Below are 16,134 nucleotides of genomic sequence, written 5' to 3'. Positions count from 1 at the left end.
TTGCACTTAATATTTTACAGTTCCGAATCTATATAATATTTCTCCCGTTGTTTTATTATAAAAATATGGTGAAATACTTTGCAATTTACCATTTAGACGTACCTCGTTTGGCATCAACCTATAATTAGCAGGAGTATTTCTAAAATTCTCTTTGTCTAAACATGCAGCCCAATCGTGAGAAGCTGAATAGGGTATATTGTCTGGACCAAACGTCCCATCTTTACCAGCCGTTTTCATACTATCAGGAAAATATTTTCCTCCAATATATGCTTCTAAAGCCGCATGTAATACCCCCGTTCCATTAGGAGATTTGGTTATAAAATCAAATCCTTTAATAACTTCAGTACTTACAATATTTGTAGCTACAGTCTTATTATTATAAATAAAACTTCCCCTAAATGCATCTCCTTCAAAGTAAACATCTTTTTTTAAATTTGGATCATAAAAATAAAAACCGGCAACAGTGTCTAATCTAACTTTAATATCTGGATTTTTAATCGCTTCCAACAGCCAACTAGCTGCCTCTGACAAAGTCGCTCCTTCAACTGCTGAGCCACTAACCATTCCATCTTTAAATGTTAAATTTAATTGTCCCTTCATTGACTCTTTTAAGAGATCAAATGCAGCTTGCGCGAATTTTCCATAAATGCCTATTTCAGTAGGTCCACTTCCTCCACCACCACCATAAGCACCATTGGCTCCTTTGTAGAAAATAAGCATATCTTTTCCTAAGAACTCATTATATGATGCATAAGATCCATTTCCTCCCCTTAAATAAAAATCTGCAAGTCCTCCTCGTGGTACGTTATCTTCAACCGGTTCGGGAGCAAAAGCTTTTCTACCATCCGGATCAATAAACATCACAGGATTATTCAGTGCATAATTATACGGATTTACTCTGGTTGTTGTTTCAGCTAAAGGATCAATAACACCCCATCTTGCGATGTCGCTCATGTACATTCTTGCTCCAAAATCGCTCCAGCCTGTTTCCTTCTGAAGCTCTTTTCCGCTGTATTGGTAGTTGTAAGAAGGATTTCCTGTCGTCTGGTTATACCCTTCATGCTTCATCCCAAAAGGATAGAAATTGTTTTCTTCAAGAACTTCTGCGCTGCCATTGAAGTGATCCCTAAATGGTCTTTATTATTTTCAAAAGTATAAATTTTAAATCAATAAAATATGGGGTTTTCCCTATTTTTATTAAAAATAATTCTTTAAGATTTGTTGTTTCGTTTTTCTATTAGAGAACGAAACTAAATTATAGAAAAACCCCACAGCAATTTGCTGTGGGATTTTTTATTATTGCTCACGGATTATAAATCCGAGAGATCGGGTCGGGATTAATTTTTATTCAATCGTGATAGCTTAAGATACTATTAAAATTGACATTGGGCCTTTTATTTAATCTTTCAATTTTAAAATCAGGTTTTACATGGATGACTTCATTTTTATCATTAATAATATAGATTACATTTTTATCATTACTTATATAGATGCTGTCTATTTTATCAACTATTGTTTTTCCTAATATAAAACTGTTTTCATTATTTTTCTTCTTCACAAGTATTGATCTCGTGGTATGATCCAAATAGATATCACCTTTTAAATGATACATAAAACTATTTATATTCTCATTAGATATTTTATTACATGATTGTGTGAATAAATAGCTTAATATGAGTAGTAAAAATATTATTTTTTTTTGCATAATTTCTTATTGTGTATTAATCCATTGATAATTAAAATGAATATTAATTGTAGTTGTTCCTAAAGGTGTAATTGATTTCCCTCTATTAAAAGAATCTGAATCATTTCTTGATACTCCTGAGGATACTGTATACTTATCAAAAACATTTACATATAATTTATCACCTCTTTTTTGCATATTATAAATCATTCCTCCACGCCAAATAGATTGATCAGCAAGTCCTTTGAGATGAGCAGAGATACTACCACTAATTCCAATTTTATCAGGTTATAAATCCGCGAGATCGGGTTACAAATCCGCGAGATCGGGATATTATCATCTCAATTTTCTTTAATGATGTATTCACCACAGACGTTTAGGCAATTCCAATAATAGATTGTTGGTGTACCTGCCTTACGTATCAGATATCCTGCCATATAATAATCAACATCGCGAACGACAGAAACGTGATTATCGACAGGCTCTTGTTCCAAAATAAACTTATATGTTTTATTCTCTTGAAGCAATTCTTGATTTTTTACTTTGTTCTTACAATATCTCTCCTTTGCAAAAACACCGTCCATCCTTTCGTTTCTAATATGATATATGATTATACTGTCTTTAAAATCAATTTTGTAAAGTTGAGCTTTAATCATTTTAGAATTTTGTGATGTGTCATTCTTTTGTACACTACAACTTATAAATAGTAAAAATATTAGGATTATATATTGATAATTCATGTGTTAATATTTTATAGTTCCAAAATCTATTATAATTTTATTTGTATTTATATCTCTAAAAAACACAGTTTCACTAATAACCCTTCCTTGCGCATTTCTCTGGACAGATCCTCCTTGTACATAATTTGATGGTAGGTCTTTATATCTTGAATCTATACAGGCAGCTTCTGCATGAGAATAATCATAAGCTGTATTTCTATCTTTACCAGGAAAATGTAATGCACCTATATATGCTTCTAAAGCTGCATGTAAAAAACTAACACCCTTTTCTGAATTTAAAAATTTGTCAAACTCTTCAGTTATTTTTGGGCTAACAATATTCGTAGCGGTTACTTTTCCATTATATACAAAGCTTCCTTTAAATGCATCACCAAGAGCAAATACATCAGTTTTTAGATTTGCATCATAATACCGAAATCCAAATACTGTTTCTAGCCTAACTTTAATATCAGGAAATATAAAATAACATAGCATTTTTCATTTGATCAACTTGAAGCCATCTAGGATTTTTATTCAATCGTGATAGCTTAAGATACTATTAAAATTGACATTGGGTCTTTTATTTAATCTTTCAATTTTAAAATCAGGTTTTACATGGATGACTTCATTTTTATCATTAATAATATAGATTACATTTTTATCATTACTTATATAGATGCTGTCTATTTTATCAACTATTGTTTTTCCTAATATAAAACTGTTTTCATTATTTTTCTTCTTCACAAGTATTGATCTCGTAGTATGATCCAAATAAATATCACCTTTTAAATGATACATAAAACTATTTATATTCTCATTAGATATTTTATTACATGATTGTGTGAATAAATAGCTTAATATGAGTAGTAAAAATATTCTTTTTTTTTGCATAATTTCTTATTGTGTATTAATCCATTGATAATTAAAATGAATATTAATTGTAGTTGTTCCCAAAGGTGTAATTGATTTCCCTCTATTAAAAGAATCTGAATCATTTCTTGATATTCCTGAGGATACTGTATACTTATCAAAAACATTTACATATAATTTATCACCTCTTTTTTGCATATTATAAATCATTCCTCCACGCCAAATAGATTGATCAGCAAGTCCTTTGAGATGAGCAGAGATACTACCACTAATTCCAATTTTATCAGGACTAGAACCTATATAATATTGGACAGTTTCTCCATCCTTTATTCTTCCTGAATTGTAGTCATCAGCGAACATTGTAGTTGCCCTTGCAGAAGAATTTGACCATTTAATATCTTCTGTTATAGCATCTTCAGGATAGAAATTTCTGTGTGCAGGACCCGTTCCTGAGGCATACTCATACATTAATATAGCGGTTGTTTTTCGTGCACTTTGTTTAAATATAGCTTGCTTTTCTGATTCTGTAAGCTTATCTAAAGTGAAAGGAGTCCCAAATAATTTATTTGCAACAGTTGATAAACCTTGAATGAGTAAAAAATGTTGTTTTGTATATTTAGGACGAGGATCACCATTTTTAAATTGGCTCATAATGTCCCTATACCATTGGGTTTCCCCGAAAGTGCTACTTCCTCCACCACCACCTAAAACATTCGAAAAGAAGCTTACAATACTATTTCCCGCACTGCTATTTGCTGCATTTTGAGCCTGTCCTATAAGATAAGCACCCATTAATACTGCCGAATCTCCGCTGTATGTAGTGCCTTCATTAGTTTCTTTTACGCTTCTCCCGTCAGGATCAGTAAATGACACAGGATTGTTTACTGCATAATTGTAAGGACTCCATGCTTTATATTGTTCTGCCAGCGGATCCATTACTCCCCATCTTGCGATGTCAGGCATATAAAACCTTGCACCGTAATCATACATGCCGCTTTCCTGAACTTCCTTGCCATTGTATTTATAATGGTAAGTACTGCTTATGATTGGCGTATATCCCGTGTGTCTCAACCCAAAAGGATAATAATTCGTCTCCTCCAATATTTTGGCTGTACCGTCTGTCTGCCTGTAATAGCTCAGCCTTATATTTCCTAAGTGGTCTTTGTAGTGGTAAATATACTTATTTTGTACGAAATCATAATATCCTTCTTCATTGGCGTAAAACTGCAATACATTATTGTCATACTGGAAGTTATCCAGATAATCGGTAGTTTTCTTAATCTCAGTCTGGCTTTTACCCACAAAATACGTGTATACGGACTTCAGTTTTTTTCCTCCTGCATCATAGGTGTACTGTGTATTTACATTTCTTTCTACCTGTCCCATAAAAGGATCCTGAATGATGTAGGTACTGTTGTAAATAACAGATGAAGGAAGATCCAGATAATTATAACCGATCTTGTTGATTCCCTTATCTTTCTGGCTGGTCATATTTCCATTGTCATCATAATCAATAAGCGTCCCTGAAGAAGCCGGATAGCCATTATAGTTCTGGGAGACATCTGTAACATTCGTGAGTCTGTTTCCATCGTCGTAAATATATGTAAGGTTATCTATAGTCTGTGATGTTCCCGATATCGCTCCTGCGGTTCTTTTCAGGGTAGAAATGTTTCCGTTAAGGTCATAATCCAGAATTTCGTTGTATTCTTTCAAATACGGATTGGCATCGGTCTGGTAAAAGCCTGCTTTCAGTCGGTTGATGCCGTCATAAGCATATCCGTATCTTCTCTGGATGTTGTCCGATGCCGTTTTCCAGTCGACTTCTGCAATTCCTCCGTTGTAACGGGGCTTTACTTTCAGATCTGTGTATTCGTTGTTAGGAGTTTCTACACCTTCTCTTTGGTTATATTTTATTTTATACGCAAAAAGCTTACTTCCCAAATTACCCATATCATTAGGATTGATGCCCGTAAGCCATCCTCTGATGTTATAGGTATAGTCTGCGCTTTGCAGGGCTCCGCCTGTTTTTTTATTGGTCACCTGCCCAAGATCATTATAAGTAAGATCCGAGATCAGCTCTTCTGCATTGCTGTTGATCTGCTGATAATGCTTCAGAAGAAAATTCTGAGGATTGTAGACGTACCTGTCTTTTATGGTAACCTGTGCAGAGGTTGTATTTCGGGAGTGGTATACATAGCTTTCTGTTGCTTTTCCGGAGAAATCCAGAGAAGTTTCTGTTTTTGTAAATCCTCCCAAATGGTTTTGCCCATACGTTCCTACAGCTCTTCCCAAGGTATCGTACCAGATAAAAGCCGAAGACCAGCTGTCGTTTTCTATATTTCTTACATAGCTTCCCGTAGGAAATGTTTTTGTACTTCTTACTGAGGAATATCCGTTGGAGGTAAAAGCGGTAGGCACAGATTTCATTGTGGTCTGGTTTTGTACAAGATTGGGTTGTATGGGTGCACCTGTAGGATATTCATCATAATAGTTTACGCTCAGCACCGTCATACTTCCTGTAGGGAAAGCATTTTGGGTGTAGTAAATATTCATGCTTCCCTGCGTGAAAGGAGTGGTGGCTGTAGTTTCATTATTAAGTCCGTTGGCAGACATATTGTTAACGGCAGTCTGCATGGCAATTCTCGTACCGGTATTGGCGAAAAAGCCAGTGTAGACCACTCTTCCAAAAGCATCGTATTTGGTAAATATCCAGCCTTTTTTCCCAAAGGTATTGGTCGTTATTCTCAGGTTGGCATCCTGTGTAAGAATGGGACGGTTTTGTTTGTCGTACACTACATATTCCCAATCTTTTCCGGGAAGTTTTTTCTCTACATTTCTGTTGTATTTATCATATTTATACTGATAGCAAAGAATATTAAGCTTTGTATTAAGCTGATTAATGGTGGTTGCTGCCGCTGATGCTCTGGGTGGAATAACGAATACCAGATTTTCAAAATCATCATAAACGTAGTAAGTATCCAGATTTTCTGTTGTTCCGTTTTCTTTTTTGTTGATCTTACGGATGAGGATCTGTTTTCCTGTAGGGTCTGTAAAAGTTTGAATTTCATGATCTTCTTCATCCCTTGCAATGGTTTTGACAAGAATATTTGCATTGTAAAATCCATTGGTGGTGTAGGCATTATCTGATACTGCATCCAACGCTACATCACTGATCTGTGTTGAAGGGTTCCATGTGGAAGTTGCCGTTATTTTTCTTACCTCGCCTCCTGCATTGGTGGTCTGTTCTGCCTTTTGAGTGTGATTCCCGGTGATACGCCAATCAGTTCCCGGTGCGGCTTTTTTTTCCACTCTTGCCAGTGGAGAATTCTCATAAGAAACTTCTGAATAAGCATTAGGAACTCCATAATAAGCATTTACAGAGTTTTCGCCAACATTCGGAAGGTAAGCTCCGTTTTGGCTGTCTACAGGTTGTGGAAGATAATCTTTGGTTTTTCTTCCTGAAGCGTCATAAGTGATTGGAACTGCCAGATCTTTTCCTGACGGAGTTCCTTTAATGCTGATGCTTTGGGTACTTCTTCCCAGTCCGTCAAAGTATTTTACACTTTGGATCTGTGAGGCTCCCGGCTGTTCTGTTGTCACAGATTCCAGATAGGTTCTGCTATAGATATAGTTTTCTGATGGTGTTAAGCTTTGTGCATAGGAAAAAGCCACCAAAAGGATATGAAGTATAGTGAGTATTTTTTTCATAATTTATTTTTAAACAAATACAACATTGGAGATTAAGGCTGTGATTTAGTATTGTACTTGTAATCTGAAACGATGTTTCCGTTCACGTTAATTACTGAGTTGAGCCTGTATTTCTGGTCGTAGGTATAGCTTTCCCTGATTCCGTTGGGCGGTGTTGCAGAAGTTGCTCCCATTAAAGGATTATAAGTATACGTAGTGATTTGAAAATTTTTAAGCGCAGGATTTGTTCTGAAGGTATCCAATGCTTCAAGCAATGTTTTCTCGGAGGCATTGTCTTTATCAAGATCAGATTTTGCAATGATATCATCTGCCAATGTGCCGATGTTTTCTAGTTTCGCACCCAAGATCTTGGCGATCGGTAAGGTTTTATGATATCCCCAGATCACCACTGTTGAAACACCTTGTCCTGAAACTTCATCAATATTCGAAGTATATTGCCTGATGTTTCCTTCACTGTCATAAGCATCAAATCTTTGGGTAGTTTTAAGGCTTCCGTCTTTAGGGTTAGTTACCACGGTGGAAGTAGGACGAAGGCTTCCGTTGTCATATTTTACCTGTGAGGAAGAAAGCAGCTTACCGTTTTTCTTAGCAATGGTTTTTACCGGAACAGAAAGGATATTGGCATTTTGAAGATGCGTATATTCTGTATCGCCTAAAGAATAATAAGATTGTGTTTCTATAACATCTCCATTTGCCAGAGAAACTTTTTCTTTTTCTGTCTGGTAATTGGCAGAGCTGATCTCAGTTTCGGAAGAGGTCTGTATCGGCTGTCCGTTTTTTCCATAGTTTTTAGCTAAAACCGTTACTTTTTTAGTAAATACGGGGACAGATCTTGCATCTTCTATGAGCTTGTCTGTAAGATTTTTCTTTTCATAAACATACGTGTATTCAGAGGAATTAAGGATTTGGTTTTGCTCATTATAGGTTTCCTGCTTCTTTATCATTCCATTATCCAGATCATTATTTTCAGGGGTTATGGTTACATTGATTCCATTAACCTGTACTTCATAAGGAGGAAAACCTCCTTCATCGGTATAGTAATAACGAAGATATCCGTTTCCTGAATTTTCCTGGATCTTTACATTCTGATAGATTTTTCTTATCCCACTGCTGGAGGGAATTGTCATATCAAATTTATCATAGGTATAAGAAATAGTTTTTACAGGCTGAGTATCTGTGTTGCTGTTAAAATATTTGATATTTTTTACTCTTAGCCCATCTTTCAGAGCAAAGTTTCTGTAAGGTCCCGGTTTGGTAACCATTTTATCTATAACAATGCTTCCGGTTCCGGTTCCTAAGATTTGAAGGGTATAAGTCCCGGGAAGCAGACGATAAACATTTTCAGAATAGCACACCTCATTTTCCTGAGCTGCTCCCGAATTTTGGGTAACGCCTACAATTTTATAGTCAATATGCTCAAAACCGCCGCCTTCAGAAGGAATAATAGGAGGAAAGCTGCTGCCATTATAATTGAATTTTAAAATCTGTTCTTTTCCGGGAGTTCCCGTTACCTGAAACGTATAGATTCCTGAGTTATTAGTATTAAAATCCCAGTTGTAAGCGCTTTGGTAAGACTGATCTTCAGAACTTCCCATTCCCTGATCTAATAAGTAAAGATATTCAGGAGTATTATGATCTGCAAATATTTCATTTCCTTCAAAGTTGTATTCCACAGTTCCTCCTCCCGGGTTTAATATTCTTAGCTTTTTATTATCCGTTATAATGATCTTAGTTTTATCCAAAATGTTATTGCCGGGATCAAGTCTTTGAATTTCTGTTAAAACTCTTCTCTGAAAATTTTGATCATACTCTTTATAATAGTTATAAGGAAGATCATATACAAAATTGTATTGTGAGATGATACCTCCCCAAAGGTTTTTCAAAACCGCTTTCTTTACGCTATAAGGATCACTCATTGAATTTTCCAAAGCAGTTACAAATTCATACTGTATTTCCAGAGATCCCATATTGGGAGAAGTTACTTTTATTAGTTTACAAAGTTGATAATTGAGATATAAATTAGATGTATCCTTATATTTAAAATCTTTCTGATATTCATAAGTAAGAAGCGTAACATTAGCCGGAGAAATAATTTTAGTTAAATAAAATGCGGATTTATAAACAAAACCTGCAATAGATGATGTTCCTATTCTTCCTTCAAGTCTGCTTTGGCTGTAATCACTAAAAAGAAATTTATATCCAAAAGTATCTGTAATGGTGAAAGAAGTTGCGTTTAAAGTTGCCTGATTATTGTCTCGGATATATTCTATTTTTATATTGTTGGCACTCAGGTTTACGATCTCAAATGTATTGCTATTAACATCTCTTACAAAGCGGAATTTTCCTGATGTACCAGTAGGAAGATTATAATAATAGACATCATTAAATTCATTCTTTTTATAATAAGAGGAAGAGGAATTATAATAACTTTCATCAAGTTCGTCAGCTAATTCTCTTGTGATGACTCCACCTTTTGCCAGTGTCCATCCTGCACCAGCTTCTCCTGCAATTTCGTTTTCCTGATTATTATTGGGATGATACATAAGTGACAGACTTGCTGATATTCTAGAATCGTTGCTTGCCAGACTCAGAAGCGGCAATGAAATATTAGGAATTCCTGTGGCAGAAGATGCCGGAGTTGTATCAAAAGTAGTTAATGAAGATTCTGAAGGAACAGGCTTGGTAAAATCACCAAAATTAATTCCTTGAGCATTGAGACTTACAAAGGTTGCACTCAATATTAAAAACAAAGATATATTAATTTTATTTTTTATCATAGTTTATTTTTTAATCAATTTGGCATTCGCCGTTTTGTCATTGGTTTTCACCACCACCAGATACGCCCCCTGAATCAGAGGCTGGGTATTGATTTTGGTGATCTTATTTTTTGTTTTTACCGTTTCAAGCTTTCTTCCGCCCATATCGTATACTGAGACCTCCGCTTCAAACGCTCCTTCTCTCAAGCCCTCAAACCCAAGCTCCACGTACGCATAATCCGTTACCGGGTTCGGGTAGATCTTAATGTCCTGCTTTTCGATCAGTTGGTCAACCTGTTTATCGCCCAGCTTAACGATCTTCCAGTTTTCTTTCCCCAGCTCCTCTGCGCTGGTTCCTGCGAGTATAATCGATCCGTCACGGTTCAGTTTAATATCAGATAACCGTTCTTCTTTTTTTCGGGATTCTCCCTTCACGTGCTTTCTCCACTGCTCATTTCCGTTCTGGTCGAGATACAGCATCCAGAAAGTCTCATCATCATTTTCAATCCTGCCTTCCGCCTGTGTGTAACCGCCTAGCAGAATCCCTTTAGACTTCCCGCTTCCGTCTTCCTGCTTCCCGGCAATGACGCTCATCCCCATCAGAACATCGCGGTTTTTAAAGCTGTAAGATTTCTGCCAGAGTTCTTCACCCCTTTCATCAATGGAGAGTAACCAAAGGTCTGTTCCCTCTTCAATACCGACGGATTTATTTCCCGATCTTTCCGATCTGGATTCCCCACCGATCAGATAGCCTGTTGAAGTCAGTGCCAGTGTTCTTACATGATCGTCGCCTTTTCCGCCAAAGTTCTTTTCCCATTCCACTTTTCCGTCTTTCGAAAGTTTCACGATCCAGTAATCGCCTTCGCCATAATTTTCTGTCTGCTTGGCTTTACTTCCAGCCTCTGCCTTCCCGCTTCCTGCCAAAGCCCCGCTTCTGGAGTAGATCCCTAACAAAGCTCCTCCGTCTTTGGTGGGAATCATTTTTTCCACTTCATCCAATCCTTTACCTCCTAATACCAATTGGGATAGTTCCTTTCCGTTTTTATCAAGCCGTACTACCAAAACATCTTTGGAGCCGTAGCCCGTCATTTTCGCATCCTGAGCCTGTTTACCCTGAGCGGAGCCGAAGGGAAGGGTTGTATTTCCTGCTACAAAGAACCCCATATCCGTGGTCTGAATCACCGCCCTTGCTTCTTCATCCGCAGTGCTGCCTATGGTTTTCTGCCATAATTCATCGCCGAATTCGTTGATTCTGATCAGCCAGAAATCGCTGCCGCCTTTGGAATCGTCTTTTTTATCCAGTCCTTTCCCTGAATAGCTGGAACCCGCCAGAAGAAATCCTCCTTCCTGCGTGTTAACCGTTGCCGACAAAAGATCATGGTTTTTCCCTGAGAAATATTTTTCCCAGACTTCTTCGCCCTGCTGGTTGAGTTTTACCAGATGAAAATCGTAACCGTTGTTTTGCTTTTGGCTGCCGGATGATGGTTGCTGGTTGTCAGAATGGATGCTGCTTCCGGTAATTAGATACTGCTGATCGATGGTCGTGGTGACCTGTGAGAGAAAGTCCTGCGTAGAGGACCGGATGTCTTTCTGCCAGACTACTTCCTGGGCATATACCCCCAGAATGCTGCACAGAGTGAACACACTCATGCTGAGTTTTTTCATACTTAGTGTAATTTTAACGTTATTGTAAAGGTGAAATTAAGAATAGAACGGGTTAAAAAAATAAGGAAATCCGCATTCTTAAAAATGTATTCAGAATAGAATCTGTTCGAAAATCTTTTTGTGTATTCATGGTCTTTGTTTTTTTATCGGCTTTTGACAGCCTGTTTTTAGTTTTTTTTAAAAATCATAATGGTAAAAAGCTTTTAGTCTTTTTATCTTCTGCAAAGTTATACCCCTGTAACGACAAAAGGTGTCGTTTTATTTTAAAGATGCAAAAATTTTAAAAAAGGTTGGAAATTAATCGAAAAAAAAGAAAGCGTGGGCCTTCCCATTTTCCCATTAAGGACCGTAAACTAATTTAGAAAAATATTTTTCAACGGCAAAGTTTATTTACTGTGTGCTTCGGCTCGGCTCAGCGCACGGTGGTGGATTTGTGTTACAATAATTTGTTTAAATGGAGTTGGAATGAAGTGCGCTTCGGCTCCGCTCAGCGCACGGTGGTGGGTGTGATTGACAATGATTTGTTTAAAATGAAGTGGCAATGAAGTACGCTGAGCGGAGTCGAAGCGGAAAATATCCGCCTTAAAATTTTATCGGAGATAAAATCTTTGCGCCTTAATACATAGAGCATGAAGTTGTTTAAAGTAAAGAGTTTGCTCCTTTAGGAGCAGAATCTGTGTAGAAATAAGAATAAATCCGTCAATCAATCCATAGGATTGATATCTTAAATACGATAAATTTTCTAAAGATAGCGTTCCTACGGAACGCAGAACGCCTTGCGAATATGGTGTCTACACAGATAAAACTCTATAGAGTTTTCTGCCATTTTACTTTAAACAACTTTTATGTTAAAAATCCTGCGTCTTTGCGATTGTAAACAATTTTGGGGAGGGTTATTCAGGATGATGTGTGCTTCGGCTACGCTCAGCACCCGGTATCGGGTTGTATTACAATGACTTGTTTAAAATAGTGTGGCAAAGATGTGCGCTTCGACTCCGCTCAGCGCACGGTGGAGGGTTTGGGTGCAATGATGTGTTTAATAGAATTGCATCACCGTAGGCTTCGACTCCGCTCAGCCCACGGTGATGGGTTGATTGACAATAATCTGTTTAAAATGGGGTGGCAATGATGTACGCCGAGCGAAGCCGAAGCGTACAATGAAGCAGAAAAAAACTTTCATAAAATCTTCGGGAATCCTTCGGCTGTTGTTCGGTAATCCTTCGGAAAAAATCCCATTTTTCCGAAGCCGATCCGAAGAAGACCCGAACATGATCCGAAGAAATGGGTTTTCAAACCGGTCAAAACCGGTCAAAAGCAGTCAAAACCGGTCAGAATTTTTTATGATGGTGGAAAATGGACATTTCTGTGGTAATTTTACTCCGTTCATCAAAAAACATCATTCAAAAACAAGCAAAAAAACAGATTTTCAGAAATTCAGTCAATCAAACAAATCAACCAAAAAGTACGCAGAGCGGAGCCGAAGCGTACGGTTGCCTTAGAAATATCTTCATTAAAATTTTATCGGAGATAAAATCTTTGCGCCCTAAACAGATAGAGCGTGTTAAAAAATATTGCGTCCTTGGTGGGTTTAAACAATTTTGGGAATGGTTAATTCAGGATGATTTGCGCTTCGACTCCGCTCAGCGTACAGTGGCGGGTGTGATTGACAATGATCTGTTTAAAATGGGATGGCAATGATGTGCGCTTCGCCTCCGCTCAGCCCACGGTGGCGGTTGGGTTTACAATGATTTGTTTAAAATTTTATAAAAAAAATAAATTTAAATCTGTTGCGCTTACATTACGTAAGTTCATTCACTTAAAAAAATAAAAATAACTATATTTATAAAAAACATGGAAAAAGTAAAAAGACGATGAGTGAACTGGTTAAATTCAAATTTTACGAAACGGCGCTTCAGGCGAACCGAGATAAACAGATTTTGGCGGAAAGTGGCATCAACAGTTTTATCGCTAATGAACAGCTAATCCAGTCGGACTGGCTGCTTTCTCAGGCGGTTGGCGGAATTCAGCTTCAGGTTTTTGAAGTGGATCTTGAAAAAGCCAATCAGGCATTGAAAGATTACAAGGAAAACGAAGAATTTTGTCTGGAGGTGGAACACACCATTGCAGATCCTGAATTTGATTTCGTTTGTCCGAAATGTGGTTCTAATCATATTTACAGGGACGACAGCGCAACGAGTTTTTTCGGAATTTCGATTTTAACGAGCCATAAATTTGTCTGTTATTATTGCGGGAATGAGTTTACGCATTAATGCTTTTAGAAATTTTTTTAACGCAATGACCGCAATGTCTTTTTGAAAGTATTGTGGATATTTTTCGTTCACAAAGGCGTTCTACTCAGCAAATGACAGTATCTTTGTTCTCCTTATTTGTACGACAAGATAATGTTGAAAAAGCCGTTACAATTCCCCTCCTTTGGAGGGGTGTCAAAAATTCAAATGAATTTTTGACGGGGTGGTCTTTTATTATGGTTGATAAGTGATGATTGATGATTGATGATTGAAAGATACTGCGAAAAGCAAGAAATCAATAAAAAAAGAAAACAATAAAATATTGTGTATATTTTCCTTTCCTAAAGGCGTTTCACTCAGCAAATGGCAGTATCTTTGTCATTGTTATTATATCATAAGGATAATATTGAAAAAACCGTAACAATTCCCCTCCTTTGGAGGGGTGGCAAAAATTCAAATGAATTTTTGACGGGGTGGTCTTTAATTATGATTGATAATTGATAATTGATAAGTGATAATTGATGATTTATAATCGATGAGGAATGAATTTTCTTTTACAAATAAAATATTATATATTGGAAAGTTCATGATTAACTCGTAGAAATTAACCGTTTCCTTCTCATAGCCTCGATTGCAGCGGCATCCTTTTGTGAAGCGAAGCGGAACAAAAGATACAGCGGAAAGCGGGAAAAAGCTCCTAAAAAAAAGAAAGGAAGATGGAGGATGGAAGTTTACGATCGTTGAAAATAAAAATTTATTAAATAATGTGAGACTGAGGTTGCTTCGTCGCATTCGATTCTCGCAAAGACAAAATAAAAGAGTATGAAAATAATCTGTATAGGAAGAAATTACAGCGAACACGCAAAAGAACTGGGCAACGAAATCCCGGAAAGACCGGTTATTTTTATGAAGCCGGATACAGCGGTTTTGAAGGGAAATGATTTTTACATTCCCGAGTTTTCAGAGGATGTACATTACGAACTGGAAGTTGTTGTGAAAATATCAAAAGGCGGAAAATACATCCAGAAAGAAACAGCACACAAACATTATGAGGAAATTGGGCTGGGAATTGATTTTACGGCAAGAGATCTTCAGAGTGAGCTGAAATCCAAAGGACTGCCCTGGGAACTGGCGAAAGGTTTTGACGGTTCTGCTGTAGTGGGAAATTTCTTTAAAAAAGAAAATTTCAATCTGGAATCGCTGAATTTTTCTTTACTGAAGAACAAGGAAAAGGTACAGGAAGGGAATACGAAAGACATGATGTTCACCATTGATGATATTATTGCTTTTGTATCGCAGTATTTTACTTTAAGAGTAGGAGATCTTATTTTCACCGGAACTCCGAAAGGGGTAGGTAAAGTGGAAGAAAATGATATTCTGGAAGCTTATCTGGAAGAAGAAAAAGTTCTTGACATCCGAATATTATAAGTAATTTAACATAATTTCTGGCATAATTTTCCTATCTTTAGTAAACAAAATTAAAGGTTATGGTAAATATTGTATTACCCGTAGATTTTGGGGACAAAACAGAACAGCTTCTGGAAGGAGCAGTAAAATTTGCTAAGCAGGTTAACGGCAGAATTTATATCATTCACGTTGCGCCATCGGATATTGGCTTTGCCATAGGAGATATGGGATTTCAGTATTTTCCGGAAGTTGAGGAAAACGAGATCCGGGAAGAGCTTGTTCAGCTGAACAAGATTCAGCAGAGAATTCTGGCTCATGATGTAGACTGCGAACATATTCTTAAACAGGGAATCGCCAAAGATATTATTCTGGAACATGCAGAAGATAAAAAAGCAGATTTTATCGTGATGGGATCACACGGAAGAAGCGGGATTTATGATGTTTTCGTGGGAAGCTTAACAAAAGGGATCACAAAGGATTCTAAAGTTCCTGTTCTGGTTCTTCCGATACATGACTAAAGAGTAATTTTAACCGTTAAATAAAGGTTTAATAGTCAAAAATAGTTGGTAAAATTCTTCGTATTGCCGATTGTTACTGATGATTTAGAAAGTTTATTGAACTTTGTTTCAATAAACTTTTTTTATGGCTGAAAATTCAAAAAAAATCGTTGTTGGAGTTGCAAAAGTCTGGATGTGATTTCTTGGGGGAAGCAAAATGGTAAGCGTCGTTTTAAATGTAAAAATTGCGGCATTTATTTTACCTCAGAGAATAAATCTATTAGCCTAAAAAACAAAGAAATTTGGTTCAAGAAATGGATTGTCGGAAAACAGACTTATGAGCAGATTTCAGCAGAATCGGGATATTCCGTGAGTACTCTTCAGCGGTATTTTAACGTGATGCTTAGTAAAGCTCCAAAACTCAGTTACAGCCAGAACAAGGAAGTTTATTTACTCATCGACGGTACCTATTTTTCTAATGAAATCTGTCTGGTTGTTTATAGAGACAGTGTTTTTAAACAAACCCAGCTTTACAGAATTACGGACGGAGAGCATTATGAAGAACTCAAAGAGGATTTG

11 protein-coding genes and 2 pseudogenes are annotated in these 16,134 nt (G+C 36.8%); 6 read left to right on the top strand and 7 right to left on the bottom strand.

Translation table 11 applies throughout. The features are described from left to right. Positions 1-6 precede the first annotated feature (6 nt). From WFH39_RS18010 to WFH39_RS17980, 7 genes are all read right to left on the bottom strand, one after another. Positions 7-1,068, bottom strand: coding sequence for an RHS repeat-associated core domain-containing protein (locus WFH39_RS18010; RefSeq protein WP_336690892.1), 1,062 nt, complete (start codon positions 1,066-1,068; stop codon positions 7-9). A gap of 957 nt (positions 1,069-2,025) precedes the next feature. Next, positions 2,026-2,424, bottom strand: a complete 399-nt coding sequence (locus WFH39_RS18005) for a hypothetical protein (protein WP_336690891.1) — start codon at positions 2,422-2,424, stop codon at positions 2,026-2,028. A gap of 3 nt (positions 2,425-2,427) precedes the next feature. Further along, entirely contained in the window at positions 2,428-2,898 is a 471-nt protein-coding gene (locus WFH39_RS18000) for a hypothetical protein (protein WP_336690890.1), read from the bottom strand. A gap of 39 nt (positions 2,899-2,937) precedes the next feature. After that, positions 2,938-3,174 carry a hypothetical protein gene (locus WFH39_RS17995; protein ID WP_336690889.1) on the bottom strand — a complete coding sequence of 79 codons (237 nt, stop codon included), beginning with the start codon at positions 3,172-3,174 and terminating at the stop codon, positions 2,938-2,940. Positions 3,175-3,300: 126 nt separating this feature from the next. Next, positions 3,301-6,981 (bottom strand): DUF6443 domain-containing protein, encoded by a 3,681-nt coding sequence (locus WFH39_RS17990; RefSeq protein ID WP_336690888.1) that lies wholly within the window; start codon positions 6,979-6,981, stop codon positions 3,301-3,303. 32 nt (positions 6,982-7,013) lie between these two features. Then, entirely contained in the window at positions 7,014-9,758 is a 2,745-nt protein-coding gene (locus WFH39_RS17985) for a hypothetical protein (protein WP_336690887.1), read from the bottom strand. Between the two features lie 3 nt (positions 9,759-9,761). Beyond that, complete coding sequence (locus tag WFH39_RS17980) at positions 9,762-11,402, bottom strand: T9SS type A sorting domain-containing protein (protein ID WP_336690886.1); 1,641 nt, start codon at positions 11,400-11,402, stop codon at positions 9,762-9,764. Between the two features lie 1,353 nt (positions 11,403-12,755). Between WFH39_RS17980 and WFH39_RS17975 the strand changes: the two genes are divergently transcribed. The 6 genes and pseudogenes from WFH39_RS17975 to WFH39_RS21250 all read left to right on the top strand — a co-directional run. Further along, positions 12,756-13,100: a hypothetical protein gene (locus tag WFH39_RS17975; protein WP_336690885.1), complete on the top strand. Its 345-nt coding sequence runs from the start codon at positions 12,756-12,758 to the stop codon at positions 13,098-13,100. A 173-nt stretch (positions 13,101-13,273) separates the two neighbouring features. Next, complete coding sequence (locus tag WFH39_RS17970; RefSeq protein WP_336690884.1) at positions 13,274-13,672, top strand: hypothetical protein; 399 nt, start codon at positions 13,274-13,276, stop codon at positions 13,670-13,672. Between the two features lie 801 nt (positions 13,673-14,473). Next, a complete protein-coding gene (locus tag WFH39_RS17965) occupies positions 14,474-15,079 on the top strand; it encodes a fumarylacetoacetate hydrolase family protein (RefSeq protein ID WP_336690883.1) in 606 nt (201 codons plus the stop codon). A 59-nt stretch (positions 15,080-15,138) separates the two neighbouring features. Then, positions 15,139-15,576 (top strand): universal stress protein, encoded by a 438-nt coding sequence (locus WFH39_RS17960; protein ID WP_214590723.1) that lies wholly within the window; start codon positions 15,139-15,141, stop codon positions 15,574-15,576. Positions 15,577-15,735: 159 nt separating this feature from the next. Further along, positions 15,736-15,810 (top strand): annotated as a pseudogene (locus tag WFH39_RS21255) (IS1/IS1595 family N-terminal zinc-binding domain-containing protein); the annotation flags it as partial. A gap of 144 nt (positions 15,811-15,954) precedes the next feature. Next, positions 15,955-16,134, top strand: a pseudogene (locus tag WFH39_RS21250) (IS256 family transposase, variant Zn-binding type); the annotation flags it as partial.

This window comes from Chryseobacterium sp. MMO-72 (assembly GCF_037146035.1).
In the GTDB taxonomy this organism is placed as follows: domain Bacteria; phylum Bacteroidota; class Bacteroidia; order Flavobacteriales; family Weeksellaceae; genus Chryseobacterium; species Chryseobacterium indicum.
This window is presented reverse-complemented; position numbering and strand designations above follow the sequence as displayed.